The following is a 26392-nucleotide window of genomic DNA, read 5'->3' on the forward strand; positions in this document are numbered from 1 at the left end:
CGACATGCAAACCACGCAACTCGCTGACTACAAAGCCACCCACTTTCTGTGGGAAGCCGCCGACGGGGTCGCAACCATTACCCTCAACCGGCCGGAACGCAAGAACCCGCTGACCTTTGATTCCTACGCCGAACTGCGCGACCTGTTCCGGGCCCTGGTCTACGCCGAGGACATTCACGCGGTGGTAATTCGAGGCTCCGGTGGCAACTTCTGTTCCGGCGGCGATGTCCACGAGATCATCGGCCCGCTGACCAAGATGAACATGCAACAGCTGCTGGCTTTCACCCGCATGACCGGGGACCTGGTCAAGGCGATGCGGGCCTGCCGCCAGCCGGTGATCAGCGCCGTGGAAGGCATTTGTGCCGGCGCCGGCGCGATTATCGCGATGAGCAGCGACCTGCGCTATGCAGCACCGGATGCCAAGGTGGCCTTTCTCTTCAACCGGGTCGGGCTGGCGGGCTGCGACATGGGCGCCTGCGCCATTTTGCCGCGCATCATCGGCCAGGGTCGCGCCAGCGAACTGCTCTACTCCGGGCGTTCACTGAAAGCCGACGAGGGGGAACGCTGGGGCTTTTTCAACACCGTCAGCGACGACCCCTTTGGCGCCGCCATGGCCATGGCCCAGGGGATTACCCGCGGCCCGACTTTCGCCAACGGCATCACCAAGACCCAGCTGCAGCAGGAATGGAACATGTCCGTGGACCAGGCCATCGAGGCCGAGGCCCAGGCCCAGGCCCTGTGCATGCAGACCGGCGATTTCGTTCGCGCCTACAACGCCTTCGTGGAGAAAAAGAGCCCGGTGTTCGAGGGCAACTGAGGAGATTCACCATGAGTGACAGCAGCTACCTGCAGTGGCCTTTCCTGGAACCCGCGCATCGGGAGCTGGCGGCGGAGATCGATGCCTGGGCCAGCGCCCGGATCCCGGCGCTGGTGGCGCGGGAACACGAGGACCTCGACGGCACCTGTATCGGCCTGGTCCGTGCCCTCGGCGAGGCCGGCTTTACCCGCTACGCGGTGCCCGCCAGTGGCGGCGGCAAACTGGACAAGCTCGATGTCCGCAGCCTCTGCCTGATCCGCGAGACCCTGGGCCGCCATCACGCGCTGGCGGATTTCGCCTTCGCCATGCAGGGCCTGGGCAGCGGCCCGGTGTCCCTGTTTGGCACCGCAGCCCAGCAACAGCGCTTCCTGCAACCGGTGGCGGCCGGCCAGGCCCTGGCGGCCTTTGCCCTGTCCGAGGCGGAGGCCGGCTCCGACGTCGCCGCCATGAGCTGCAGCGCCCGCCAGGACGGCGACAGCTACGTGCTCAACGGTGAGAAGACCTGGATTTCCAATGGCGGCATCGCCGATTTCTACACGGTGTTCGCCCGCACCGGGGAGGCACCCGGCGCCAAGGGCATCAGCTGCTTCGTGGTACCGGCGGACACCCCCGGGTTCGAGGTGGTGGAACGGATTGACCTGGTCGCGCCCCATCCCCTCGCCAGCCTGCGCTTCAGTGACTGCCGGGTGCCCGCGGAGAACCGGGTCGGCGAGCCCGGCCGCGGCTTCGGTATCGCCATGGCGACCCTGGACGTATTCCGCTCCACGGTCGCTGCCGCGGCCCTGGGCATGGCGCGCCGGGCCCTGGATGAAACCCTGGCTCATGTCACCACCCGCAAACTGTTTGGCGGCACTCTGAGTGAACTGCAACTGGTGCAGGGCAAGTTGTCGGACATGGCCCTGGCCATCGACAGCAGCGCCCTGCTGGTCTACCGCTCGGCCTGGACCAAGGACTGCATCGCCGACCGGGTCACCCGGGAAGCGGCCATGGCCAAGCTGCACGCCACCGAGTCGGCACAGCAGGTCATCGATGCCGCGGTGCAACTGCATGGCGGCAAAGGGGTGACCAAGGGCAATATTGTCGAGTCGCTGTATCGGGATATACGCGCCCTGCGCATCTACGAGGGCGCCTCCGAGGTACAGCAAACCATTATCGCGCGCCAGGCACTGGCTGCATTCGCCGCTGGCTGAGGCACGAAGGGTGGCTGATGGACGGCACCTGAGGGGATAGTTTATGGTAGCGGCGCTGGGTCCTGCGCTGCCACTCGCGAGGCCCGTTCCCACAGCCGCACAGGAAGGCGCCACCATGACCCGATACTGGCAGGATATCCAGCCCGGCGAGCAGTTTGAAACCGGGGAGCTCAAGCTCAGCAAGCAGGACATCCTGGAGTTCGCCGCCGAATTCGACCCCCAGCCCTACCACCTCGACAGCGACGCCGCGGCGGATTCCATCTTCGGTGGCCTGTGCGCCAGTGGCTGGCAGGTAGCCGCGCTGATGATGCGGCTGTTGACCGATGCCCTGCACCAGCAGGCCGTGCCGGTGGCCGGGCTTGCCGCGGTGCCGGCGATGCGCTGGAAAATGCCGGTATTCGTCGACGACACACTCTCGGCCCGGGTCATGGTCACCGGCAGCGAGGCGACATCCCGCCTCAGCGGCGCCGGCAGCCTGGACCTGGATGTCGTGGTGTTCAACCAGCACAGCAAACCCGTGATCGAACTCAGCACCCGCCTGCTGGTCGCCATGCAGGAGCCCGCCAATGCAGACTAGACCCTATATTCGCAGCCGCTGGTTCGAGGATATTCCCCTCGGCGAATTCCACGTATTTGGCTCCCACACTTTCAGCGAACTGGAAATCATCGAGTTCGGCCGCAAATACGATCCGGAGGTGTATCACACCGACCCGGAGGCGGCGCTGGACACGCCCTACCGCGGTCTGGTCGCTCCCGGCTGGCAGCTCACGGCCATGTGGATGAAGCTGATGGTCGGCTACATGGAGAACTTTGCCCGCGGTGTGCAGGACGGAAGACGCAACGGGGCCGGCATGGGCCTGCAGGACCTGGAGTGGTTCCTGCCGGTGCGGCCGGGGCATACCATCACCTATACCTACGAGGTCATCGACAAGCCCGACCGGGTGATTCGCGACTGCTGGGGCATCATCAAGAGCCGCAACGAGGCCTTCAACCAGTACAACGAGCGGGTAATGGGCTTTACCATCGACATCCTCGCGGAGCGCAACCCGGAAAGCCCGAAGTAAACGCGCCTAAGCAGCCAGGGCCAGGGAAAATGCCCGGCCCTCGTCATCCGCCAGCGCGGCATCGCGCAGGGACGCAACGGCAGCCGCGGATACCCCGCCACCTGCCGCATAAGCCAGTATTTCCTGCATTTGCGCCGTGGTCCGCGCCCGGGTATCCCCGTAGCCCTTGACCAGCCGGCCGCACTCCACCAGTTCCAGGGCCAGGGCATGATCGCTGCCAGCGGCGCGACGCACCGCCTGCAGCCAGCCCTGTATCAGGGCGTGCTCATGGCTGTAGCCCAGGCTCGCCCGGCGCCAGCGACGCATTCCCGCCAGCCCCCGCAGCAAAACAAAAACCGTGATGGTGTTGGTACGCAGGCGCTTGCCACCAGTGAACCAGCCCAGAACGCGCCGGCTGCCCGCTGAAGCCAGCAACCGCCGCCCCAGCGGCTTTGGTAACAGCGCACACATTTCTTCCACCCGGGGACGGAAAAATTCGGTCACCGAGAACAGTTGTTCCGGCTCTGCCTGAACCTCCGTGCGGATCTTCGCCATACGGGTGGGCCGGGTCTTGAGCTGGGCTACCCGGGGAATGTCCTCGTAGCACATCCACAGCACCAGGTAGCGACCGCATTCCCGCACCAGGCTGTAGTCATCAGCGCCGGAATCGAGCGCCAGCAGTGATTCCAGCTCGTCCAGATACTGGTGAGCGTAGGCATAGTCCTGGTAGTCCACCAGCTTCTGCAGCCCCAGGTAGAGGATTTCGTGGCAGCCCGCGGGAAATGCCCGCAGCCGCTGCAGCAACTTCTCGCCCTGCGCCGTGGTTGCCGCGGGCAGCTGAAACCGGTCCGGTCCGGCCGCCCCTGCTGGCGGCTGGAACTGTTCCACGCCCCGCGACCTGGCGCGCTGGTAGCTGGCCTCGAAGGCTGCCAGATTGCTCGCCACCGCCTTGCCGGTGGCGCTGATGACGGCACGGTAACTGTCCGTGGCAAAGGGCAGCACGCCGGCGCCGGCCAGGGCCCCGAGCAGCACTGCCGAAATGACCGTACCGTGTTCATTGGCCAGAGTCAGCATGTCGTAGTGGATGTAGTCCCGGGCATACTGGCCGGCCACGGTTTGCAGCACGCTCGCATCGACTATGCCGTCGGCGAGGTGCTCTTTTTCGGTTATGCCGTAAACTCTGTGGTCCGAGGCAATCAGAGTGGTGCGTTCGGGAGTGACAAAACCGCGCTGGACCATGCGCCCGGCCTCGGCAATCTCCGAGGCGATGGCAATATCGATGTCGCCCTGGGCGGGGAACAGCGACATTACCGGCAGGGCATTGCCCTCCAGGGCTTCCCGGGGAAACAGTTCCAGGTAGTAGATGGTGGCACCGGTACGCTGGGCAACGCCCGCCAGCGAGGTGGACTGACAGAGCCAGCCCTCGCGCTCGGCGACATCAATGACCCAGTTGGTGAGCACGCCGCCGCCCTCGCCCCCGAGCGCCGCGAGAATCAGGTTGATGGTTCCGGAGGCGGCGGTCACAGCGCGGTCTCCAGTTGCCGGCGCTCGGTGCGGGCCTGCAGCCAGCCAATGACCGAACCGCGCAGCCGCGCCGAAACCCGGTCGAGCCAGCGGGGATTGTAGATCAGGTCGACGCGGGCAAAAGACGGACACAGGATCGCCGCATGGGCGTTACTGCCGCAGACGCCGCAGCCGACGCAACTATTGTCGACATAGGTAACCGGATCCCGGCGCAGCGGGTCGGGATTGGGCTTGATGGTCAGTGATGGACAGCCGGAAATCCGAATACAGGCGTGGTCGCCGGTGCAGGTGTCGCTGTCGACCACAAAGCGTGCCCGCAGCGTGCGCTTGCCATCATTGATGGACTGCTTCATCAGGGGCTTGATGCGCCGCTGCCGGTTCAGCATGCATTCACCTTCCGCGACGATCACCTTCAGGCCCGGCTCCCGGGTGGTCAGCGCCTCACGCAGGGTGTCCATCATGGTATCGACGCTGTAGGTGCTCACCGTGCGCAGCCAGCGCACGCCGGCGCCGCGGCAGGCGTCTTCAATGGACTGGGCGTCGGTGCGGCTGGCGGAAGCGGCATCCATGGTGGTGGCGATGATCTGGTTCGGCTCGACCATCGAGGGAATATCCTGGCCGCCGGTGGCGGCGGCATAACCATTGTCGACAATCACCAGGATGCCGTCGTGCTTGTTGAAGACCGCGCTGGTCACTCCACTGGTCAGGCCGTTGTGCCAGAACCCGCCGTCTCCCATGATGCTGATGGATTTGTGCGGCAAGCTGTGGCGGATACCCGAGGAGCTCGCCAGCGACAGGCCGTAGCCCATGATGGTATTGCCCAGATTGAAGGGCGCCAGGGTGGCGAAGGAGTGGCAACCGATGTCCGAACTGATATGAAACGGGCCGAGTTCCTTTTGCACCTGCTTGATCGCGGAAAACAACGGCCGCTCGGGGCAGCCGGTACAGAGGCCCGACGGCCGCGGCGGCACATTCGTCAGCAGCGCCTGTTGGTCCTCTTCCGTGAGCGGGTTGCGCAGGGCCTCGACCTCTGTCGCCGTCAGCGCCAGGGTGAGGTCCGGCAGCGCCTGTTCGAGAAAGCGGGTTGTCCCCTCCAGGGTCACCTGGCCGGTATACTCGCCAGCCATGGGCATGATGTCCTTGCCGCGCACCCGGGTGTCGACTCCCGCCCGCCGCAACACGGTATGGATGCCCTGCTCCACGTATTCCGGCTGGCCCTCCTCGAGCACCAGCACCTGATCCTTGTCGCGACAGAATTCGACCAGCTCATCCGGAACCAGCGGGTAGGCCACGTTCATCACATAGAGCGGAATATCAGTGTTTCCAAACGGGTCTGCAAGACCCTGGCGCTGGAGGGCGCGAATAACCGTGTTGTAGGTGCCACCCTGGAGAATAATCCCGACCTGCTGGTGCTTGCCGGGAAAGAATTCATTGAGCTTGTGTTCCCGAATATAGGCCAGCGCCGCGGGCAGGCGCAGATTGATTTTCTCCCGCTCCTGGGCGTAGACATGCGGCGGCAGGATAATTTTTTCCGGCTCACGCTTCGGCTCTACGGGATTGCGGTCACTGAAGCCGGGCGCGACATTGTCGCGGGCCACAAACTCCCCGGTCACGTGGCAGCCGCGGATGCGCATCATGTAGAAAATGGGAGTATTGCTGGCCTCGGACAGGCCAAAACCGTGCTCCACCATATCGACGATGCTGGGCAGGTTGGGCCGCGGGTCCAGCAGCCACATCTGGGCCTTCATGGCGAAGGCGTAGGTGCGCTCCTGCATGATGCTGGAGCCTTCGCCGTAGTCCTCACCGACGATCACCATGGCGCCGCCGGTGACGCCGGACGAGGCGAGGTTGGACAGGGCGTCGGACGCGACATTGGTGCCCACCGTGGACTTCCAGGTCACGGCGCCGCGCAGCGGGTAGTTGACCGAGGCGCTGAGCATGGCCGCGGCAGTGGCCTCGCTGCCATTGGCCTCGAAGTGTACGCCAAGTTCCGCGAGTATCTCGCGGGCATCATTGAGCACATCCATCAGGTGGGAAATCGGCGAACCCTGATAGCCACCGACATAGGACACGCCGGACTGCAGCAATGCCTTGGTAATGGCGAGAATCCCCTCACCGCGGAAAACCTCGCCGTCACCGGCGCGCAGCTTGAGAACTTCCTTGGCAAACGAACGTTCAGCCATTGCGCGGTCAGCTCCCGGGGACCAGGGCCAGCACCCTGGCCGGGCTGCCTGAGCCCTCGCGAATCTTCAGCGGCGCCGCGATCAGGATGGCTCCGGTGGGCGGCAGCTGGTCGAGATTGCACAGGCTCGCCAGGCCGCACTTGTTGGCGCCGTGCATGAGATTGTGGCAGGGAAAGATGGGCTCCTGACTCGAGGCCTGGCCGCAGTCCGTGCCCACGGTCTCGACCCCGACGCCGATGATATCGCGCTCCTCGGCGAGGAATGCCACCGTCGCCGGCTCCCAGCCGGGGGTGTGGCAGCCATCCCCGTGCTGGTTGAGATATCCCTCAGTGCCGACTTTTTTCGACCAGTCAGTGCGATAAAGAACCCAGGCACCAGCAGGAATTTCGCCGTGGCGCGATTCCCAGTCGCGGATGAAATCCACGCTCATGAGGAAATCGGGGTTCGCCTCTGACTCGGCGACCGCGTCGATAACCACCGCGGGCGCGACAAAGCGCTCGGGTGGCAGTGTGTCGGTGGCATGGTTCTCGTGATCTTTCCCCGTCACCCAGTGAATGGGCGCGTCAAAGTGGGTGCCCGTGTGCTCGCCGCAGCGCAGGTTGTTCCAGTACCAGGCCGGGCCCTTTTCGTCGTAGCGGGAGATGGTCTCCATGCTGAAGGGCCAGGACTCGCCCCAACCGAACTCGGTGGGCAATGGCAGGGTGGGTGTCTCTGGCGAAAGAGTTGCGGTCAAGTCGACAATCCTGACCCCACCGGTCAACAGTGCCGAGGCAAAATCCTTGAGCAGGTCAGCGGTCATGAGTCTTCTCCCTGAGGTCTATGCCTGTCGTTTCCAGCCGGCAAAGATACTTGTGTATGTGGGTGGATTATATTTTAGGCTTAAAATATAATCCACCCCAACGCAGGAAAAATTACGGAGCGCAGGATATGCACACTACCCTACTGCCCGAGGGCTGGCCAAGACCACGAGGCTATGCCAATGGCATACTCGCAAGGGGCACCGACACCATTTATGTAGGCGGACAGATTGGCTGGAACTCGCAGTGCGTATTCGAGACCCACGACTTTATCGGCCAGGTGAAACAGACGCTGCTGAATGTGTGCGCGATACTGGAATCTGCGGGCGCTGGCCCCGAGCACATCACCCGCATGACCTGGTTCATTACCGACAAGCAGGCCTATGTCAGCCGCATCGCCGAACTCGGCCCGGTATACCGGGAAGTCATCGGCAAGCACTTCCCGGCGATGAGCGTGGTTGAGGTGTCGGCGCTGATAGAAGATGAGGCGATGGTGGAGATCGAGGTAACGGCGGTCAAGTGAGCCAGGGACAGGAACAGCTTGTGAACAGCGTCTACCAGGTTTTTGCGGCAACCGCCGCCAGCGCGGGTGAAAACCCTTTCCTGCACATACCGCTGCAGGCATCCCGGGCCTACGCCGACGGCCCGGTGGACCTGAGCTATGGAGAGGCACTGGCGAAGATAGACCGGCTCGCGGCGCATTACCGCGAGGCCGGTTACGGCTACCCGCTGCGGGTCGCGCTGATGCTGGACAACCGGGCCGAGTTCTTCCTCCACTGGCTGGCGCTCAACAGCCTCGGCTGCAGCGTGATTCCGGTGAGCAGGGACATGCAGGACGATGAGATCGCCTACTTCCTGAGCCACGGCGAGGCCTGCCTGCTGGTGGCCCTGCCGGATCTGCTGCCGCGCCTGGAAAGGCTCGGTGCAGGGCTGGACAAACCCGTAGCCGTGGTTGCTTGCGACCGGCCCGATACCCTGGCCGCGGCCACAGGCGCCGAGGCCGGAGGCGAGCGTCCCGCTGACCTGGAGTGTGCCCTGCTGTATACCTCGGGCAGTACCGGCAAGCCCAAGGCCTGCATTCTCAACAACAGCTATTTCCTCTATGCCGGCGAGTGGTACAACGCCCTCGATGGCCTGGTGTCCCTGCGCTACGGCCAGGAGCGGCTGCTGACCCCCCTGCCCCTCACCCACATGAACGCGATGGCGGTGTCGAGCATGGCGATGATCATGAGCGCCGGCTGCATCGTGCAGCTGGACCGCTTCCACCCCCGGGAATGGTGGCAGACCGTGCGCGACAGCCGCGCGACTGTCCTGCACTACCTCGGGGTATTGCCCGCCATATTGCTGGAGCTGCCCCCTGCGGCGGAAGATGACTGTGGCGGCCAGATCCGGTTCGGGTTTGGCGCCGGAGTCAATCCACGCCACCATGCAATCTTCGAGGAGCGTTTCGGCTTTCCCCTGCTGGAAGCCTGGGCAATGACTGAATCCGGGGTCGGCGGCAGCATCATTGCCCATCGCGAACCGCGCCATGTCGGCAGCTGCTGTTTTGGCCGGGCCCCGGACGCCCTGGAATACCAGCTGGTGGACGAAAACAGGCGCCCGGTAGCAATGGGCGAGCCAGGGGAGTTACGGGTGCGCGCTGCGGGGCCGGATCCGCGCCGGGGTTTCTTCTCCGGCTACCTGAAAAACCCGGAAGCCACCGCTGAAATCTGGCAGGACGGCTGGCTCAATACCGGTGATGTGGTGCGCGAAGGCCCCGATGGCAGCCTCTATTTTGTCGACCGGCGGAAGAACGTGATCCGCCGCTCCGGGGAGAACATTTCGGCACTGGAAGTTGAAGCGGCCCTGGTGTCGCACCCGGCTATCAGCCAGGTTGTGGTGACAGCGGTGCCCGACGACCTGCGGGGTGACGAAGTTGCCGCGGCCGTGGTCGTCAATGCACAGGCGGCAGACGCGGACACGCTTGCCGCGGATGTCGTTCGCCACTGCCTGGAGCAACTGGCCTACTACAAGGCACCGGGCTATGTGCTGCTGTGCGACAGCCTGCCGGTGACTGCCTCCAACAAACCGCGCCGGGGCGAGATCAAGACCCTGGTCCGCGAACGGGTCGTCGCGGGCGACTGTATCGACACACGCCCTCTCAAGAAGCGCCAGGTGGGGCCATGAAGGACTACGCCGGGGTTGCGCTGACCACACCGGTAAGCTTCGGCTACGCCAGACAGAGCCCACGGGGGGCCGCCTGGTTCATCGGCAGCACCCTGCGGCAGCTGCTGGCAGAGTCGGGCCTGGGCCCGGATGACATCGATGGACTGGCGGTCTCAAGTTTTTCCCTGGGCGCGGATTCGGCCATCACCCTGACCCAGCACTTGCAGCTGAGCCCGCGCTGGATCGAGCAAATGCCCTACGGCGGAGCTTCAGGCATCCTGGCCCTGCGCCGCGCCGCCCGCGCGATCCAGGCCGGGGACGCCGAGATCATTGCCTGCATCGGCGGGGACGGGGCCGCCCACCGCTCTTTCGAGGCTACCGCCGCCAATTTCAGCAATTTCACTATCGACGCGTCCTTTCCCTACGGCGGCGGCGGCCCCAACGCCGCATTCGCCATGATCACCCAGCGCTATATGGATGACTTCGGTGCCCGCCGCGAGGATTTCGGCGCCATCCCGGTCGCCCAGCGCTACAACGCCAACCACTACCCCGCCGCCCTGCTGGGCCACAAGACCCTGACCATGGAGCAGTACCTGGCGGCGCGCCCCATCGCCGCGCCCCTGCATCTGCTGGACTGTGTCATGCCCTGTGCCGGCGGCGAAGGTTTCCTGATGATGTCGGAGGAGCGAGCCCGCTCCCTGGGCCTGGACTGGTGCAGGATCCTGGCTGCGGATGAGCTCCACAACGCGCACCGGGATGATGACATCCAGCTGCGCGGGGGCTGGACGGAATACGCCGATCGGCTCTGGAACCGGGCCGCCCTGGGTCCTACCGAAATCGACATGCTGCAGACCTACGACGACTACCCGGTCATCAGCATGTTGCAGATGGAAGATCTCGGCTTTTGCGGCAAGGGCGAAGCGCCCGGCTGGGTACGGGATACCGACCTGCGCTTCGATGGCAGTGGCCCGCAAACACGCAAGCTGCCGCACAATACCTCCGGGGGCCAGCTCTCCGTAGGCCAGGCGGGTGCCGCAGCCGGCTACCTCGGCGTGGTGGAGAGCCTGCGCCAGCTGACTGGCAGCGCAGGAGCCAACCAGGTCGCGCAGGCACGCCACGCCATGATCAGCGGCTTCGGCATGATCAACTATGACCGCGGGCTGTGTTCCGCAGCGGCCATCCTCGGAAGGAGTGAGCGATGAGTACCACGCCCACCATGCAGAGCCGGCTCAAGCTGAACCGGCCCTCGCTGCGCAGGCTGGCGCGCCCGCCCAAGCAGCGCACTCCGTTGGGTACCGCTTTCAATGCCGCCAACCTCCCCGTGGCTTTGGCTCTGCAGCACTGTCGCGACTGCGGCAGCGTGCAGTATCCGCCCCGGGAACTGTGCCGACAGTGCCTGGGAGATGCCCTGGTGTGGCGCCCAACTTCCGGCAGCGGCCTCTTGGTCAGCAGGATCGAGCTGCACCACAGCCTGTGGGAATACTTCAAGCGGCGCCTGACCGAGAAGCCCTGGCCGGTGGCCAGTGTGCGCCTGGATTGCGGCGTTATCGCCTTTGCCCACCTGGCGCTCGAAACCTTTGGCTCCAGTTCGCCGGCGATCCTGGCAGCGGATACTCCGGTGCAGGTATTCACCCACACCGACTGTTCACTCAATGCGGTGATGATCGCCGTGGCGGCAGAGACCCCCATCGCCAGCCGCAGCCAGCGGCATGCGATCGCCGCCGGGCTCGGCCTGCTCGAACCCGCCATCAAACCCGAGGGCATCTGATATGCAGCCTGAGCACAAAACCCCTGCACACAAAACCATAGTGGTCACCGGGGGCAGCACCGGCATCGGCGCCGCTATCTGCCACGCCTTTCTCGACGCTGGCTACGAGGTGGTCAACCTGGCCCGCCGCCCGCTGGCACTGGACCACACGCGCCTGCACAACATCGAACTGGATCTCAGCGATCGCGCCGCCACCGCCGCGGTGGCGCAGCAGGTGGCCCGGGAGCACGAGGTCACCAGCCTGGTGCACAATGCCGGGCTGATCCGCCCCAACCTGCTGCCGGAGGTCAAACTGGAGGACTACGACTATTTGTCCCAGGTGCACATCGGCGCGGCCATCACCCTGAGCCAGGCGTTCCTGCCGGGCATGCAGGCCCGCCAGTTCGGCCGCATCATCCTCATTACCTCGCGCGCCGCCCTCGGCCTGCAGACCCGCACCAGCTATTCCGCGACCAAATCCGGAATGATGGGCATGGCGCGCACCTGGGCCCTGGAGCTGGGGGAATTCGGTATCACCGTCAACACCGTGGCACCGGGGCCCATCAGTGCTACGGAGATGTTCCACGAAGTCATCCCCGAAGACAGCCCGAAACTGGACAGCATGGCCCGCAGTATTCCGGTAAGGCGCCTGGGCGTGCCCGGGGATGTCGCCCGCGCCGTCAGCTTTTTCAACGATCCGGACAATGGTTTCGTGACCGGGCAGACCCTGATGGTCTGCGGCGGCGCCAGCCTGGGCTCATTGTCCCTGTAAACGGAGGCACATCATGACCACGCTTATCAGCAAGGAAGAAGTCGCCAGCCTGGTGCGCCCCACCCGGCTGCACAAGCGCCTGTACCTGGACCCGGACGTCTTCGAACTGGAGATGGAGCGGATCTGGGGTCAAGCCTGGATCTTCATCGGCCACGAATCCCAGGTGCCCAACCCCGGCGACTTCTTCACCACCAATATCACCCACAAAATTCCCGTAGTCATGGTGCGCGACAAGGGCGACAGCGTGCACGTGCTGCACAACCGCTGCGGCCACAAGGGCGCCAAACTGGTAGAGAGCCGCCAGGGCAACGTCCGCGGGGCCTTCCGCTGCCCCTACCACGGCTGGACCTTTCGCCACGACGGCGGCCTGCTGAAGGTTCCCAACGAGAGTGGTTACGACAGTACCGGCTTCGACAGCAGCGACCCCTGCTACAGCATGCAGTCCGTGGCCCAGGTCGAAAGCTACCGCGGCTTTGTGTTTGCCACCCTGTCCGCCGAAGCGCCGGACCTGAAGACCTGGCTCGGGGGCGCCATCGACTGCCTGGACAACCTCTGCGACCGCGCCCCGGAAGGTGAAGTGGAAGTAGCCGGCGGGGTCTTGCGCTACGAGCACCAGTGTAACTGGAAGTTCATTCTGGAAAACCTGAACGACACCATGCACCCGATGGTGGTGCACCAGTCCGTGGTTCAGGCGGCGGAGGACTACATCGCCACGCTGCCGGAGTCGGCGGTCGAGCAGCGCAGCGAGGCGGAAATCATTCCACCGTTTGGTTCCTCCTACGAAAAGTTCGAGGACTCGGGTATTACCGGGTTCCGCTACGGCCATCACTACGACGGCGGCAAGACCAGTATTCACGCGGATTACAAGGTGCTCCCCGCCTATCACGACGCCATGGTCAAGGCCTACGGCGAGGAACGGACCCGCGAGATCTATGCCTTCAATACCCACAACACGCTTTACTATCCCTCGCTGACCATCAAGAGCGCGGTGCAGAACATCCGCGTCGTCCGCCCCATCGCGGTGGATCGCTTCGTGGTCGAAACCTGGTCCTTCCGTCTCAAGGGCGCGCCGGACGAGATGCTGCAGCGCACCCTGCTCTATTCCCGGCTTATCAATTCCTCCTTCGGGATGGTCGGCCCCGACGACCACGAGGTCTACCGGCGGGCGCAGGAGGGGCTGGAGTCCAACGCCAGCGAATGGGTCGAATTTCATCGCCAGTACGGACGCGATCAGGTTCTGGAGGACCGCGTCATTGGCGGTGGCACCAGCGACCTGGATATGCGCACCCAGTACAAGGCCTGGCAGGAGTACATGACCGGGGAGGTGTTCCAATGAGCAATCCGGACCTGAAGCAGATCGAGCAATTTCTCTACCGGGAAGCGTCCCTGCTGGATCAACCGGACCTGGACCAATGGATGCAGCTGTTCACCGAGGACGGCAGCTACTGGATGCCGGCCATGGAGGGACAGTCCGACCCCCTGAACCACATCTCGCATATCTACGAGGACCGGGTGATGATGGAGATCCGGCGTCGCAACTTCGTCCACCCCCGCTCCGCCTCGAAAGAGTGGCCAGTTCGCTGTTCACACCTGCTGGGGAATATTCAGCTGCAGAACCAGACCGACAGCGGAGACCTGGTAGTGACCTGCAATTTTCACGTCATCGTGTGGTATCGCGAGGAGCAGCGCGTTTATGCGGGAACCTGCGAGCACCATCTGCTCGCCGAGGGCGATGACTACCGCATTCGCCACAAGCGAGTGGACTTGATCAACCCGGAGGCAGCCCAGCGGTCGATGGTTATCTACCTGTAGGCGCAGAAAGCTTCAATCATCATGTCGAGATAATCACAAAAACATCCATGTATCGACGAAATTCGGGGCATGGGAGGGGATTGAAAAATGCATAGAACAAATGATTTGGCTTTGGGCAACGGCATCGTTTTCAGGCTTCTACGCTGGCTCGGGATACTCGCCCTGGCAGGACTGACGGCCTGCGACAACGAGTCAACACAGCGCGTTGCGGCCAACCCTTCCCCGGACAAAGTCGTCCAGGTGGACGGCGCACGGGTCATTAACGCAGACAGCGAACCCGGCAACTGGCTCGTCCATGGTCGCACCTACGAAGAGCAGCGCTATTCTCCACTGGTGCAAATCAACCGCAATAATGTGTCCCGTCTTGGGCTGGCCTGGGAAGCGCCGATGGATTCCCACCGCGGCCTGGAAGCGACACCCATCGTTGTCGACGGCGTAATCTATACCACCAGTACCTGGTCCCGGGTGCGTGCACTTGATGCGCGATCGGGTGAGCTATTGTGGGAGCACGATCCCGGAGTGGATCGAGCCTGGGGTAAAAAACTCTGCTGTGACGTGGTTAATCGCGGAGTCGCTGTATGGCAGGGCAAAGTGTTTGTCGGCACCCTGGACGGGTATCTGGTGTCACTCAATGCTGCGAATGGCGAACAGCTCTGGCGCGTGGACACGCTAGTTGACCGCGACAAGTTCTATTCCATCACCGGTGCACCGCGTATCGTCAAGAACAGAGTCATTATCGGCAATGGCGGCGCTGAATTTGAAGTCCGCGGCTATATCAGTGCCTACGATGCCGACACCGGAAAACTGGACTGGCGCTTCTTTACCGTACCCGGCAGCGCTACCGGACCTTTTGAAAACCCCGAACTCGAGCTGGCTGCGGCCACCTGGTCACCCGACAGCAACTGGCAGGGCGGCGGCGGGACAGCATGGGACTCGATGGCCTATGACCCGGAACTCGACCTGCTCTATGTCGGTACCGGCAACGGAGGACCCTGGTCGCACTACACCCGCAGTCCGGGTGGCGGCGACAACCTGTACCTCGCCTCGATTCTCGCCCTGCGACCGGATAGTGGACACCTGGTCTGGCACTACCAGACCACCCCGGGCGATTCCTGGGACTATACGGCGACCCAGCACATGATTCTGGCCGACCTGATGATTGATGGCCGGCAACGCCAAGTGTTGATGCAGGCCCCCAAGAACGGGTTTTTCTATGTGCTGGATCGCAGCAATGGTGAGCTGATCTCGGCCGAAAAATATGTCTATGTCAACTGGGCCAGTCATGTCGACCCCGAATCGGGTCGCCCCGTTCTCACCGGTCTTGCAGATTACAGTGAACAGGCCAGGTATGTTTTCCCCTCAGCCGCAGGGGGCCACAATTGGCAGCCAATGTCCTACAGCCCTGACACCGGACTCGTGTACATACCGGCCCGAGACGCAGGCTGGGTACACAACCAGGCAGGCGACAAGTGGTTCGAGCTCGGGGTGGATAACCTTGGCGAGTTGGCCGAAGGCCAGGACATCCCTCCCTCACGAGGCTACTTGAAGGCCTGGGACCCGGTGACCCAGGAACTCGCATGGCAGAAGGAAACCGCCAACATCTGGAACGGAGGAGCACTCGCGACGGCGGGAGGCGTGGTTTTTCATGGTACCGCCACGGGCCACTTCTATGCGCTGAATGACCAAAGCGGCGAAGTTCTACTTGAGCTGCCAATTGGCACGGGCATGATAGCCCCCCCGATTAGCTACGCCGTTGACGGTCGGCAATACATTGCGGTTATGGCCGGCTGGGGTGGCCCCGCCTTCAACACCCTGGGGGGCGACGAGGCACTGCTGGCATTCGAGAATGCCGGCCGCTTGCTGGTGTTTGCGTTGGACGGGGCTGCAGTGCCACTGCCTCCGCCGGCAACGCCGCGGGGCCCGGTTCCACCCCAGCCCGGACTGTCCACAGACCCCGATACGCTGGAAAGGGGGCGATTGCTCTACGTCTACAATTGTGGAGGTTGCCACGGCATGTATGGCAGCACGCCGATGCTGCCCGATCTGAGGCTCATGACCCTGGAAAAACACGCGGTTTTTCAGGACATCGTGCTGGGAGGCCTGCTTGAGAATGCTGGCATGTCAAGTTTTGCGGATGTACTGAGCGAAGACGACAGTGAAGCAATACAGGCCTATATCGTGTCCATGGCCAATGCAAGCCGGGATGATTAGGCCTGCCTCAGTACAAGCGCGGTCCCGTCAGATGGCTGGCGCGCTGTTTAAAAGCAGCGAGATCAGGAACCGCCTTCAGTCCGGCAGCAACATATAGGTAGAGGTACCACTGGCGACCACGCGCTGGTCGCCGGCACCCCGCAGCGTCACTCCACCAAAGATCAGCTGGCGGCCAGACTTCAGCACACGGCCGCTGGCAATAATATTTTGGTCAGTAAACAGGGCCCGCATCTGGGCCACTGCCAGCTGGGCGCCGATGCAGAAGTGGGGGCCGTGGCCAAAGCTCAGGTGCGGGTTGGGGTCGCGGCGGATGTCAAAAACCGCGGGCTCACTGAATACCCGCTCATCGTGATTGGCCGACAGGAACGACAGCAATACCTTGTCGCCAGCCCCAACCCCGACGCGCCGCAGCAGTCGATGGTCATCTACCTGTAGGTACCCGCGTCAGTCCGGCAGCAACATATAGGTAGAGGTGCCGCTGGCGACCACGCGCTGGTCGTAATCGGTTACTCGGCAGACAGGCTCAAAGCGCCGGCGCGAACAGATTCGCTCCTCGGGATGCGAGACGAAACCAAAGCGGCATGTCGGCAACTGCGTTGTCGCCCATCTCGCGTGAGTTGGCGAAATCAACCTCGAACATCTGCTCGACTTCGCCGGCGAATGCGGTATCAGCGACCAGCGCCGTCAGTTCGAAATTCAGTCGGAACGAGCGGTTGTCGAGGTTCACCGTGCTGATGGCCGCACCGCGGTCGTCAATCAGAAACACCTTCGCGTGCATCATTCCCGGCTGGTAGCGGAAGATTCGGACGCCGGCAGCGCTCAGCGTGTCCATGTACTTGTACGCGGCCAGACCGGCCAGGCGGCTGTCGGTGTGTTCGGGGAGCAACAGACGCACGTCCAGCCCTCCCAGGGCGGCGAGCTTCAGCGCCCCCATCACGCCTTCGTCGGGGACAAAATACGGACTGGACATCCAGATCCGCTTCTCCGCGAGATGGATGAACTGCTGCACCATCAGGCTCGCGGTTTCGAAATGGTCGGCGGGTCCGGAAGGAAGAACCAGAACCGGTATCCCAACGCCGCCAACCGGCTGCGGCTGCCATGAGACGACAGGCAATTCGTCCGTAACCCAGCGCCAGTCCTCGAGAAACGACAGCTGCATGTTCAATACCGCCGGACCTTCGACCCGCACTTGCGCGTCTCGCCAGCCGTCGGATTCGTACTCGTCTCCAATGTTCAGGCCGCCAATCCATCCGACCTTGCCGTCGGCGACCACGAGCTTGCGGTGGTTACGAAAGTTCAGCCGGAAGCGGTCTATCCAGCTTTCATGTTGAAAAAACGAGCGAACTTCGACACCGGCTTCGGTGAGCTCGCTTATGTACGATCTGCTTAAATCGAGGCTGCCGATGCTGTCGAACAAGACGTAGACCCGCACTCCTTCCCGTGCTCGCCGGATCAACCGACGTTGCAGATCACGGCCCCGTTTGTCGTCACGAACGATGTAGAACTGTACCAGCAGGTAGTCCTCGGCGGCATCGATGCCGTCGAAGATGCTTTCGAAAATTGCGTTGCCGTCAATCAGCAGCTCGGCCCGGTTACCGTCGACAAACGGGATGCCAGCCAACTGCTCGACTGCGCGGAACGTCGGATCGCGGTCGCTCCACTCCGTCCGGAATGGCGGCAGCTCCGCCAAGTGGGACTCCAAAGAGCGGTTCAACGAAGTCACGCGCTGGCGCCGCAGCTGGATATAATCATCAATTTTGTCCCGCCCGAATATCCAGTAGGCGGGTACGGCCAGGTAGGGGGTCGCGTTTAGCGATACGATCCAGGCAACAGTGCCCGGCGCGGTGCGGGTGTCCATCAGTGCATGCAGCGATGTCGCGAAACCGATCAAGTGCGCGATCAGCACGATCGCGGAGACTGTTACCATTCGCCTGAGTTTTCCATGCATGCTCATGCGATATTGTCGCATGGGTCGCTCTGGATCCTCTGTACGATGTCGAACAGAGCGAGCCAGGTGCGGCTTTGCCTATATGGCTAGGGATCCTTGCGCTGCAAGTGGACTAGCGGACGCACCAGCGCACAGGCAGCGTCTTCACGCCTCGCTGGAAATTGGAGCGCAGGAAAGTCGGGGTGCCCACCAGTTCGAACTGTTCGAACCTGCGCCCGAGCTCGGTAAACAGGGCCCGCATCTGGGCCACTGCCAGCTGGGCGCCGATGCAGAAGTGGGGGCCGTGACCAAAGCTCAGGTGCGGGTTGGGGTCGCGGCGGATGTCAAAAACCGCGGGCTCACTGAATACCCGCTCATCGTGATTGGCCGACAGGAACGACAGCAATACCTTGTCGCCTTCCCGGATGTTCACACCACCCAGCGTTGTATCCTCGGCCGCGGTGCGACGGAAGTTCATCACCGGTGTCCACCAGCGCAGCATTTCTTCCACCGCTCCCGGCATCAGCTCGGGGGCTTCCTGCAAATCGCGCCAGGCCGACGGGTGTTGCAGCAATGCCAGCATGCCACCGGGGATGGCGTTGCGCAGGGTCTCGTTGCCGGCGACCGCAAACAGCCAGAACATGTTCTCGAATTCAGCAATGGTGAGCTTGCCGCCCTCCTCGTCGATCTGCGCCAGCAGGATCGACATCACATCGTCGCCCGGGTGCTCACGCTTGTATTCCGCCAACAGGTGCGCGTAGCGATAGAGGTCGTCCATGCCGTGCCGTGAGCGCGGGTCGGGGAGCTTGCCTTCAGCGTCGGGAACCGGGCGCAGCTTGAGCGCCTCCCTCGCCATGGGGGTGCCGCGGGATACATCAAACCGCGAGGAGCCGGCGTATTCTGGATCCTGGTAACCGATTACCCGGTTCGCCCAGTCAAACATCAGGTAGCGATCCTCGCTGGGCAGGCCAAAGATGTCCGCCAGGCACAGCAGGGGCATGTCGGAAGCAATGTCCTTGACAAAATCGCACTCGCCGGACTGCTTGCCCGCCGTGACCCGGTCGACGATATCAGCGGCGTGCTGACGAATCCTGTCCTCAAGCTGCCTGATTGCGCGCGAGGTAAAGGCGTTGATCAGCATGCGGCGCAAGCGAGTGTGATCAGGCGGATCCATATTCAGCATCATTTGCTGGACATAGGCGAGATCGTCAGGCGACGCCGGATCGCGCAGCTGGGTGCCGCCAACCTGGGAGGAAAAGATTTTTGCGCTCTTCAGCGCCTGCTGACACTCCGCGTGGCGCGTCACCAACCAGAACCCCTTGCCACCCGGCCACTGAGACAGGCGATGCTCATCTACCCACACCACCGGCCCCTGCGCACGCAGGGCTGCCAGCGCCGTAAAGGGTATCCCCTGTTCGTATACCAGAGGATCGTAGACGAACTCCAGCTGTGACTGATCCAATGCCATCATTCGGGTGGTTCCTGTTCCATTATCGTTGCCCGCTGGCGCAACTTGCCCAGCAGATACATGAAATCGCGGTATTCGCTCACTGACAGGCAGTCCAGCAACTCCCCTTCCCAGGCCAGCGCGTGGGGCACAAGATCTCCGTACAGCGCCAGGCCGGCCGCCGTCAGGGCGAGATCCCGTGCCCTGTTGTCCTCTTCCTTGCGGCGCTGGAGGATCAGGCCGCGCGCGGTCAGGTTCTTCACCGCCCGGGATACCTTGCTCTTTTCCATGCCGGTGGTACTGACAATCTGCTTGGCATTGAGCACGCCGTGTTCGGCCAGATTGGCAAGCACGCGCCATTCCGGAATGCTCAGGCCATACTCGCCGTCATAGATGCGTGACAGGCCGGTACTGATCCGGTCTGCCAGATTATTGACCAGATAGGGCAGGAAGCCCTCTAGTTGCAGCTCCCGCCTCGCCGGTTCAGCTACCTGCCGCCTCGCCATATCGCGGCGTCAGTCCTGTAACTGGTCCCAGACCTCCTGGTCGCGCTCCGCGGTCCAGATACGCGGCCAGTCGACCCCATCGAACTCGTCCCACAGGCGCTGCACATCGAACGGCAGGCAATGCTCGAAAATCGGCCAGCGGCCGAATTTCGGCTCGAGGTGGGCGTGGGTGGCCTCGAAGGCTTCTTTCAAAGTCCCACCACCGCGATGGACTTCGCCGACCTTGGCGATCATGCCCTCGAGGAAGCCGCGCGTCTGCTCGATGGCCGCTTCCACCGCGGCCCGTCCTTGCGCCGTGGCGCCGCGGCCACCGATCAGGGTCTCGGCACCAAAGGCCTTGACCTGGTCCAGCGTCCCCTTGGACCAGTCAAAGTGGAACGCGTCACCCGTGTACAGCGCCGCTTCAGCTTCCACCAGATCACCGGCAAACAGGATCTTGTGTTTTGGTAGCCAGGCGCAGATATCGCCCGCCGTGTGGCCACGCCCACAGTACTGCAGCACCAGATCGCCGCGGTCACCGCCCAGGGGAATCTCCAGCCTGTCGTTGAACACGATGTCCGGATGCGTCAGGCCGGGAATACCCTCGGGCTCGCGAAACAGCCGCGGCATGCGCCCGAACTCACTGTCCCAGTCCTGCTGCCCGCGCTCGTTGATCAGGAACCGGGTTTGCTCGTGGGCGATGATCGATTCCGCTTCGAAAGCGGAGGCACCGAGTACACGGACCGCGTGGTAGTGGGACAGGACCAGGTACTTGACCGGCTTGTCGGTGTACTCACGCAGCTTGGCCAGCCAGTCCCGGGCCGCCTTGGGAGTGGCTCGCGCTTCGAACGCGACCACAAAATCCTCGCCTTCAATTGCGCCGATATTGGGGTCACCCTCCGCGGTCAGCGCGTACACGCCCTCCGCGAGGACTTCCAGGGTTTCCACTTTTTCGCCGAGGTCGGCAGAAGATGCAAACGGTTTCTTGGCCATGGATCTGTTCATCCTGTGAGTCAAATAATACATCAAACATACCACAGACTAGTTGCATCGCCAACTTTAATCACAGAGAAATCACGACCTTTGGGCCGCATATATGTTATGTATTACGCGACAAAGCCTGTTGTAAGCGGGAACGCGATACGCTATATTTATTCTCGTTTGCAACTATAAACAGGGCCCAGCTCCCGGAGGAAGCGCGATATGGCAAGCACCTATACCAACCCGGAGTACCCCTACCGCAGAAGCCCCGACCAGGATGCCACCCAGCCGGTACACCACCAGGTCATTATTGTCGGCGGCGGCCCCGCAGGCCTGGCGGCAGCGATGGATCTCGCCCTCCATGGCATCGACTCAGTGGTGCTGGATGACAACAACACGGTTAGCGTCGGCTCCCGTGCCATCTGTATCGCCAAGCGTACGCTGGAAATCTGCGATCGCTATGGCTGCGCCCAACCAATGATCGACAAGGGCGTGATCTGGAAGCACGGCCGGGTGTACTTCGGTGAAGAACAGATTTACGAGTTCGACCTGCTCCCCGAGCAACACCACAAGATCCCTGCATTCATCAACCTGCAGCAGTACTACTTCGAGGAGTACATGGTGGACCGCTGCATGGAAATGCCGCAGATTGACCTGCGCTGGCTGCACAAGGTGGCCGAGGTTGCCAGCACTGCCAATCGGGCCGAGATTGTGGTGGACACCCAGGATGGCCCCTACCGGCTGAGTTGCGACTACCTGCTGGTGGCCGACGGCGCCAACAGTCCAATCCGCGACTCCCTGGGCCTGGAGAGCAAGGGGCAGATCTTCGAGGACCGCTTCCTCATCGCCGACATCGTCATGCAAGCGGATTTTCCGGCGGAACGCCGGTTCTGGTTTGATGCACCCTTTCACCCCAACCAGTCCACCCTGCTGCACAAGCAGGCGGACAACGTCTGGCGCATTGACTTCCAGCTGGGCTGGGATGCGGATCCGGAAGAGGAAAAGAAAATCGACAACATCCGGCCACGGGTCGAAGCCATGTTGGGCGAGGACCAGCAATGGGAGCTGGAATGGGCCAGTGTCTACACCTTCCGCTGTCGCAAGATGGACTCCTATATTCACCAGCGGGTGATCTTCATGGGCGACGCCGCCCATCAGGTCTCCCCCTTTGGCGCCCGCGGTGCCAACGGCGCCCTCCAGGGCGTGGAGAACCTGTGCTGGAAACTGGCGGCGGTTCTCGACGGACGCGCGCCGGCATCGCTGCTGGACACCTACGATACAGAACGCCAGCACGGGGCGCGGGAAAATATCCTGCACTCCACGCGGGCGACCGATTTCATGACCCCGAAGAATGCGGTGACCCGCCTGTTCCGGGATACCGCACTGGACCTTGCCCGGGACTACCCCTTTGCCCGCAGCCTGGTGAACAGTGGCCGGTTGTCGACACCCTGCACCTATGATGACACTCCGCTCAGCACACCTGATAGGGCCGAGTTCAGTGAGCGCATGCGCCCGGGCTCGACCTGTCTGGATGCACCGATTGCCGGTCCTGAAGGCCGGCAGGAGTGGCTGCTGGAACGACTGGGCAACCGCTTCACGCTGCTGCTCTTCGGTGAAGTCGCCGCCGATGCGCGCCAGCAACTGGAAGCGGCCCTGGCCAGTCTTGATCGGGAGGGCCACCACACTCGTGCGCTGTGGGTTCTTCCCCAGGGTCAGCACGCGGGCAGGGACAATGAGGTGGTGGATACCGAGGGGGTTTTGGCGCAGCGCTACGACCTGCGACAGGGCGGCGTCTACCTGATACGCCCCGACCAGCATGTCTGCGCACGCTGGCGCACACTGGACCCGGATGCCGTGGCACAGGCCGTGCACCGGGCCCTGGGAAAAACCCTGGCAGAGGAGCAGGCGGCATGAGCACACTGATCACCGACAGCAACTTTACCGATGCCGACGCGTTCTACGCCGCACTAGCCGATGTCCATCGCGACCGCAGCGATGCCGAGAGCGCGGCGATCAATGCCCGGCTGATTCTGTTACTGGCGAATCAGGTTGGCAACCAACAGATCCTGGAACAGGCGCTGGCGATCGCCGGCCAGGTCCATATTAAAGAGTGATGCCCCATGACAGCGAAAGCACAAACTACCGAACTTAGCTATCTCACCGGTTTTGGCAACGAGCACGAAACCGAGGCTCTCGAAGGCGCCCTGCCCATCGGGCGGTTCAGTCCACAGCGAGTCAACCACGGATTGTATGCGGAGCAGTTCAGCAGCACCGCGTTCACTGCACCCCGCGCGGCCAATCGCCGCACCTGGCTCTACCGCATACGCCCCTCCGTGCTACAGGGTGACTACGAACCCTGCACCAACAGCGGCCGGGGAATCCACACGGGGCCGCTGGCGGGACCGACACCGCCGAACATGCTGCGCTGGGACCCGCTCCCCCTGCCCGGTGCCGGCGTCGATCTGCTGGACGGACTGACCACCATTGCCACCTGCGGCGATGCGCTGGCCCAGACCGGCCTTGGCATTCACCTGTACGCGGCCAGCGAGTCCATGCAGCAGCGCTATTTCTACTCGGCGGATGGCGAGTGGTTGTTCATCCCGGAGCAGGGAGAACTGCTGCTGCGAACCGAGTGCGGGCGCCTGCACCTCAAGCCCGGTGACATCGCCGTGGTGCCACGGGGGATGAAGTTCGCGGTCGATCTTCCGGCCGGCCCGGTCAGGGGCTATGTCTGTGAAAATTACGGCGCTCCCCTCACCCTGCCCGAGCGCGGCCCGGTCGGTGCCAACGGTTTCGCCAACGACCGCGATTTCCAGTATCCGGTAGCGGCCTACGAGGACATTGAGGGCGAGTTCGAACTGCTGTGCAAGTTCGGCGGCCACTTGTACCGCGCCGCCCTCGGCCACTCGCCACTGGACGTGGTGGCCTGGACCGGCAACTCGGCACCCTACAAATACCAGCTGTCGCGGTTCAACGTCATGGGCTCGGTGAGCTACGATCATCCCGACCCCAGTATTTACACGGTCCTGACTTCGCCCTCGGACACGGCCGGCGTGGCCAATCTCGACTTCGTGATTTTTCCCCCGCGCTGGATGGTGGCGGAAAACACCTTCCGTCCGCCCTGGTTCCACCGCAACATCATGAGCGAGTACATGGGGCTTATTGAAGGTGTTTACGATGCCAAGGAGGAAGGTTTCGTGCCGGGTGGCAGCAGCCTGCACAACTGCATGTCGCCGCATGGTCCGGAAGCCGCGGTGTTCGAAAAGGCGAGCTCGGCGGAGCTGGTACCGGACCGTTACCAGAATACCCTCGCCTTCATGCTGGAGTCCCGCTACCTGTTCCAGCCCACGCCCTGGGCGCTGGAGACGGAACTGCGGCAGCGGGACTACGCCCGTTGCTGGGACGGACTGCGCAAAGAGTTCAAGGCCTGAGCGCGGTGGCAACTGCCTCCCGGATGCGGTCGACATCCGGGATCTGCTGCGCCAGCAGCATTGCCAGTTTCGCCAGGAACAGGGCCTCCTGTTCCGGTCCGGCCTCATCGATGGCCTCCGCCAGCAGATCGTAGACCTGTTCCAGTTCGGCGAATTCAAGCGTCTCTTTCATGCGGGTCTCCCAGCGCGCGGTGCAGGGCAGCGGTAACGGTGCTCTCCTCCAGGTGCCGCCAGCGCCCGGCAATATGGCGGTCGGGTCGCACCAGGTAAAGGGTACCCGGCCCGGCGCCATAGCAGTCGGCGAGGTGGCGGCCGGGGTCCGCAATGGATTCGTCGCCCGCAATGGGATCAGAGCCCGCCTCTCCCACCACCAGCACTCGCAGGCGGGGATCAACCTTGCGCAGAGTGGGCAGCAGGTTAGCGGCCGCGGCGTCGAGGTCGGCGTTGCCGGCGAAGTAAAGCAGCGTGAAGCCCGGCCCGATGTAGTCCAGCAGGAAATCACGTTCGCCCAGGCGGGTGTTCTGCAGGGGCGCTCCGGGTGGCGGGCCGGCCGGGAACACCTCCCCCTGACTTGCGGTGCTGGTCAGCGGACTGTCGTCGTAAATCCAGGGTTGTACCTGCCGCGGATCGGCAAATGGCCGCACGAACTTCTCGCTCAACGCCAACTCCAACACCGCCTTGCGCATGAGGCTGTAGCCCCGCGTGGGAGGCGTCATGAACCGTGAGCTTTTGCCGGCATTACGGAATACATCCAGGGTGGCGCCCCGCCGTTCGGGAGTAAAACTGTCCAACAGACCCTCGGCAGCCCCGTGTTGCAGGGTGTAGGCGAGTTTCCAGGCGGCATTGGCGGCATCGGCAATGCCATTGTTGAGCCCGCGAACACCGAAAATTGGCACGATATGGCCCGAATCTCCGATGAACAGGACCCGGCCATGGCGGTAGTCGTCCAGGCACAGGGTGTTGGCAGTGTAGATACTCCACCACTCCAGCTCCCAGTCGCCCCGGTGACCAATCATGGCGAGAATCGCCGCCACCCTGTCACGCACGGTATTTTCGGCTACCGCCTCTTCCGGATCCGCGCCCGCAGGCAGCTGCCAGTCCACCCGCCAGATATTGTCCGGCTGGCGGTGAATGAGAATGGTGGCCTCGGGGTTGGCGGACGACTCGAAAAAGGAGCGGCGCTCGGTGGGAAAATCGTGCTCCATGCGAATATCGGCGATCACGTAGTTGCCCGGCAGGTTGCGGCCATTGAGGCGCAGGCCCAGCAGATTGCGCACCTCACTGCGGGCACCGTCCGCAGCGAGCAGGTATTGCCCGCGCAACGGGTAGTTACCCTGCGGCGTGGCTATACCGAGCTCGACACCCGCTTCATCCTGCGTGACGGCCGTCACCTCTGACAGCCAGCGGATATCAATCAGCCCGGGACAGTCCGCGGCGGCATCGATGAGGTACTGTTCGATGTACTGTTGCTGGAGGTTGTACATCGGCAAGAAGCGCTCGTCCGCCGAATGCGGCATGGAAAACTGATAGATAAGCTGGTCGCGGAAATAGCAGCGGCCGCTGGTCCAGCCCAGGCCCTTGGCCTCGAAACGCGCGACCACACCGAGCTGCTGCAGGGTCTCGAAACTGTAGCGGGAAATGCAGATTGCCCTGCTGCCGTCATTGACGGTGTTTTTCCTGTCCACCACGACCGAAGCCACCCCCAGTTGTGCCAGCGCCAGGGCGGCGGTCAAACCAACGGGGCCGGCCCCGGCAATGATCACCGGGTGCCGGGGGCTGGCACCGCCGAGTTCCGCAGGCGCGCGGAAGGGATACTCGGGATAATCAAAATACAGCGATTCCAGCTCGCCCCGGCCGGCAGGTCTCATGACAACGGTTAC

The 26392-nt window shown here is 63.1% G+C and carries 25 protein-coding genes; 15 read left to right on the forward strand and 10 right to left on the reverse strand.

Features of this window, described 5'->3' with window-relative positions; genetic code table 11:
• Positions 1–4: 4 nt before the first annotated feature.
• The 4 genes from Q6D67_RS09455 to Q6D67_RS09470 all read left to right on the forward strand — a co-directional run bounded on the left by Q6D67_RS09455 (position 5) and on the right by Q6D67_RS09470 (position 3071).
• The gene (locus Q6D67_RS09455) at positions 5–817 is read left to right on the forward strand and encodes an enoyl-CoA hydratase family protein (RefSeq protein WP_304705358.1); all 813 of its coding nucleotides are present in this window, start codon (positions 5–7) and stop codon (positions 815–817) included.
• A gap of 11 nt (positions 818–828) precedes the next feature.
• Positions 829–2007, forward strand: a complete 1179-nt coding sequence (locus Q6D67_RS09460) for an acyl-CoA dehydrogenase family protein (RefSeq protein ID WP_304705359.1) — start codon at positions 829–831, stop codon at positions 2005–2007.
• Between the two features lie 115 nt (positions 2008–2122).
• Positions 2123–2584, forward strand: coding sequence for a MaoC/PaaZ C-terminal domain-containing protein (locus Q6D67_RS09465; protein ID WP_304705360.1), 462 nt, complete (start codon positions 2123–2125; stop codon positions 2582–2584).
• Entirely contained in the window at positions 2574–3071 is a 498-nt protein-coding gene (locus Q6D67_RS09470) for a MaoC family dehydratase N-terminal domain-containing protein (RefSeq protein WP_304705361.1), read from the forward strand. The genes Q6D67_RS09465 and Q6D67_RS09470 overlap by 11 nt, the downstream gene beginning before the upstream one ends.
• Before the next feature lie 6 nt (positions 3072–3077).
• On the opposite strand, the gene Q6D67_RS09475 is transcribed toward Q6D67_RS09470, so the two are convergent.
• The 3 genes from Q6D67_RS09475 to Q6D67_RS09485 are packed head-to-tail and all read right to left on the reverse strand — an operon-like array spanning position 3078 to position 7556.
• Positions 3078–4574 carry an indolepyruvate oxidoreductase subunit beta family protein gene (locus Q6D67_RS09475; protein WP_304705362.1) on the reverse strand — a complete coding sequence of 499 codons (1497 nt, stop codon included), beginning with the start codon at positions 4572–4574 and terminating at the stop codon, positions 3078–3080.
• Complete coding sequence (locus Q6D67_RS09480; RefSeq protein WP_304705363.1) at positions 4571–6757, reverse strand: indolepyruvate ferredoxin oxidoreductase subunit alpha; 2187 nt, start codon at positions 6755–6757, stop codon at positions 4571–4573. The genes Q6D67_RS09475 and Q6D67_RS09480 overlap by 4 nt, the downstream gene beginning before the upstream one ends.
• Positions 6758–6764: 7 nt before the next feature.
• Entirely contained in the window at positions 6765–7556 is a 792-nt protein-coding gene (locus Q6D67_RS09485) for a cyclase family protein (RefSeq protein ID WP_304705364.1), read from the reverse strand.
• Positions 7557–7684: 128 nt separating this feature from the next.
• Here Q6D67_RS09485 and Q6D67_RS09490 point away from each other — a divergent pair, with 128 nt between their 5' ends.
• The 8 genes from Q6D67_RS09490 to Q6D67_RS09525 all read left to right on the forward strand — a co-directional run bounded on the left by Q6D67_RS09490 (position 7685) and on the right by Q6D67_RS09525 (position 16241).
• On the forward strand, positions 7685–8077 hold the full coding sequence (locus tag Q6D67_RS09490; protein WP_304705365.1) for a RidA family protein: 393 nt from the start codon (positions 7685–7687) through the stop codon (positions 8075–8077).
• A gap of 20 nt (positions 8078–8097) precedes the next feature.
• Positions 8098–9720, forward strand: coding sequence for an AMP-binding protein (locus Q6D67_RS09495; protein ID WP_304705366.1), 1623 nt, complete (start codon positions 8098–8100; stop codon positions 9718–9720).
• On the forward strand, positions 9717–10901 hold the full coding sequence (locus Q6D67_RS09500; RefSeq protein WP_304705367.1) for a thiolase family protein: 1185 nt from the start codon (positions 9717–9719) through the stop codon (positions 10899–10901). The genes Q6D67_RS09495 and Q6D67_RS09500 overlap by 4 nt, the downstream gene beginning before the upstream one ends.
• Positions 10898–11467: a Zn-ribbon domain-containing OB-fold protein gene (locus Q6D67_RS09505; protein WP_304705368.1), complete on the forward strand. Its 570-nt coding sequence runs from the start codon at positions 10898–10900 to the stop codon at positions 11465–11467. The genes Q6D67_RS09500 and Q6D67_RS09505 overlap by 4 nt, the downstream gene beginning before the upstream one ends.
• Position 11468: 1 nt before the next feature.
• On the forward strand, positions 11469–12218 hold the full coding sequence (locus Q6D67_RS09510; protein WP_304705369.1) for an SDR family NAD(P)-dependent oxidoreductase: 750 nt from the start codon (positions 11469–11471) through the stop codon (positions 12216–12218).
• A gap of 13 nt (positions 12219–12231) precedes the next feature.
• The gene (locus Q6D67_RS09515) at positions 12232–13554 is read left to right on the forward strand and encodes an aromatic ring-hydroxylating dioxygenase subunit alpha (protein ID WP_304705370.1); all 1323 of its coding nucleotides are present in this window, start codon (positions 12232–12234) and stop codon (positions 13552–13554) included.
• A complete protein-coding gene (locus Q6D67_RS09520; protein WP_304705371.1) occupies positions 13551–14030 on the forward strand; it encodes an aromatic-ring-hydroxylating dioxygenase subunit beta in 480 nt (159 codons plus the stop codon). The genes Q6D67_RS09515 and Q6D67_RS09520 overlap by 4 nt, the downstream gene beginning before the upstream one ends.
• Positions 14031–14117: 87 nt before the next feature.
• Complete coding sequence (locus Q6D67_RS09525; RefSeq protein WP_304705372.1) at positions 14118–16241, forward strand: PQQ-dependent dehydrogenase, methanol/ethanol family; 2124 nt, start codon at positions 14118–14120, stop codon at positions 16239–16241.
• 75 nt (positions 16242–16316) lie between these two features.
• Here Q6D67_RS09525 and Q6D67_RS09530 read toward each other — a convergent pair whose 3' ends face one another.
• The 5 genes from Q6D67_RS09530 to Q6D67_RS09550 form a co-directional block, all read right to left on the reverse strand.
• Positions 16317–16655 (reverse strand): cytochrome P450, encoded by a 339-nt coding sequence (locus Q6D67_RS09530; protein WP_370551942.1) that lies wholly within the window; start codon positions 16653–16655, stop codon positions 16317–16319.
• 109 nt (positions 16656–16764) lie between these two features.
• Positions 16765–18168: a cardiolipin synthase gene (gene cls / locus Q6D67_RS09535; RefSeq protein ID WP_304705373.1), complete on the reverse strand. Its 1404-nt coding sequence runs from the start codon at positions 18166–18168 to the stop codon at positions 16765–16767.
• A gap of 133 nt (positions 18169–18301) precedes the next feature.
• Positions 18302–19639 carry a cytochrome P450 gene (locus tag Q6D67_RS09540; RefSeq protein ID WP_304705374.1) on the reverse strand — a complete coding sequence of 446 codons (1338 nt, stop codon included), beginning with the start codon at positions 19637–19639 and terminating at the stop codon, positions 18302–18304.
• Complete coding sequence (locus Q6D67_RS09545; protein WP_304705375.1) at positions 19636–20121, reverse strand: MarR family winged helix-turn-helix transcriptional regulator; 486 nt, start codon at positions 20119–20121, stop codon at positions 19636–19638. The genes Q6D67_RS09540 and Q6D67_RS09545 overlap by 4 nt, the downstream gene beginning before the upstream one ends.
• A 9-nt stretch (positions 20122–20130) precedes the next feature.
• Positions 20131–21093 carry an MBL fold metallo-hydrolase gene (locus Q6D67_RS09550; protein ID WP_304705376.1) on the reverse strand — a complete coding sequence of 321 codons (963 nt, stop codon included), beginning with the start codon at positions 21091–21093 and terminating at the stop codon, positions 20131–20133.
• Positions 21094–21303: 210 nt separating this feature from the next.
• Between Q6D67_RS09550 and Q6D67_RS09555 the strand changes: the two genes are divergently transcribed.
• From Q6D67_RS09555 to hmgA, 3 genes are read left to right on the forward strand one after another with little or no spacing between them, the layout of a single operon-like run.
• Positions 21304–22995 carry an FAD-dependent oxidoreductase gene (locus tag Q6D67_RS09555; protein ID WP_304705377.1) on the forward strand — a complete coding sequence of 564 codons (1692 nt, stop codon included), beginning with the start codon at positions 21304–21306 and terminating at the stop codon, positions 22993–22995.
• Positions 22992–23195: a DUF2783 domain-containing protein gene (locus tag Q6D67_RS09560; RefSeq protein ID WP_304705378.1), complete on the forward strand. Its 204-nt coding sequence runs from the start codon at positions 22992–22994 to the stop codon at positions 23193–23195. Before Q6D67_RS09555 ends, Q6D67_RS09560 begins: the two co-directional genes overlap by 4 nt.
• Before the next feature lie 6 nt (positions 23196–23201).
• Positions 23202–24512, forward strand: coding sequence for a homogentisate 1,2-dioxygenase (gene hmgA / locus Q6D67_RS09565; RefSeq protein ID WP_304705379.1), 1311 nt, complete (start codon positions 23202–23204; stop codon positions 24510–24512).
• Here the strand turns inward: hmgA and Q6D67_RS09570 are convergent.
• Together Q6D67_RS09570 and Q6D67_RS09575 are read right to left on the reverse strand one after the other, a co-directional pair.
• Positions 24502–24684 carry a DUF2783 domain-containing protein gene (locus tag Q6D67_RS09570; RefSeq protein ID WP_304705380.1) on the reverse strand — a complete coding sequence of 61 codons (183 nt, stop codon included), beginning with the start codon at positions 24682–24684 and terminating at the stop codon, positions 24502–24504. The genes hmgA and Q6D67_RS09570 overlap by 11 nt on opposite strands.
• Positions 24668–26380: an FAD-dependent monooxygenase gene (locus Q6D67_RS09575; protein WP_304705381.1), complete on the reverse strand. Its 1713-nt coding sequence runs from the start codon at positions 26378–26380 to the stop codon at positions 24668–24670. The genes Q6D67_RS09570 and Q6D67_RS09575 overlap by 17 nt, the downstream gene beginning before the upstream one ends.
• Between the last annotated feature and the right edge of the window lie 12 nt (positions 26381–26392).

The sequence above is a fragment of the Haliea sp. E1-2-M8 genome (assembly GCF_030649675.1).
In the GTDB taxonomy this organism is placed as follows: domain Bacteria; phylum Pseudomonadota; class Gammaproteobacteria; order Pseudomonadales; family Halieaceae; genus Haliea.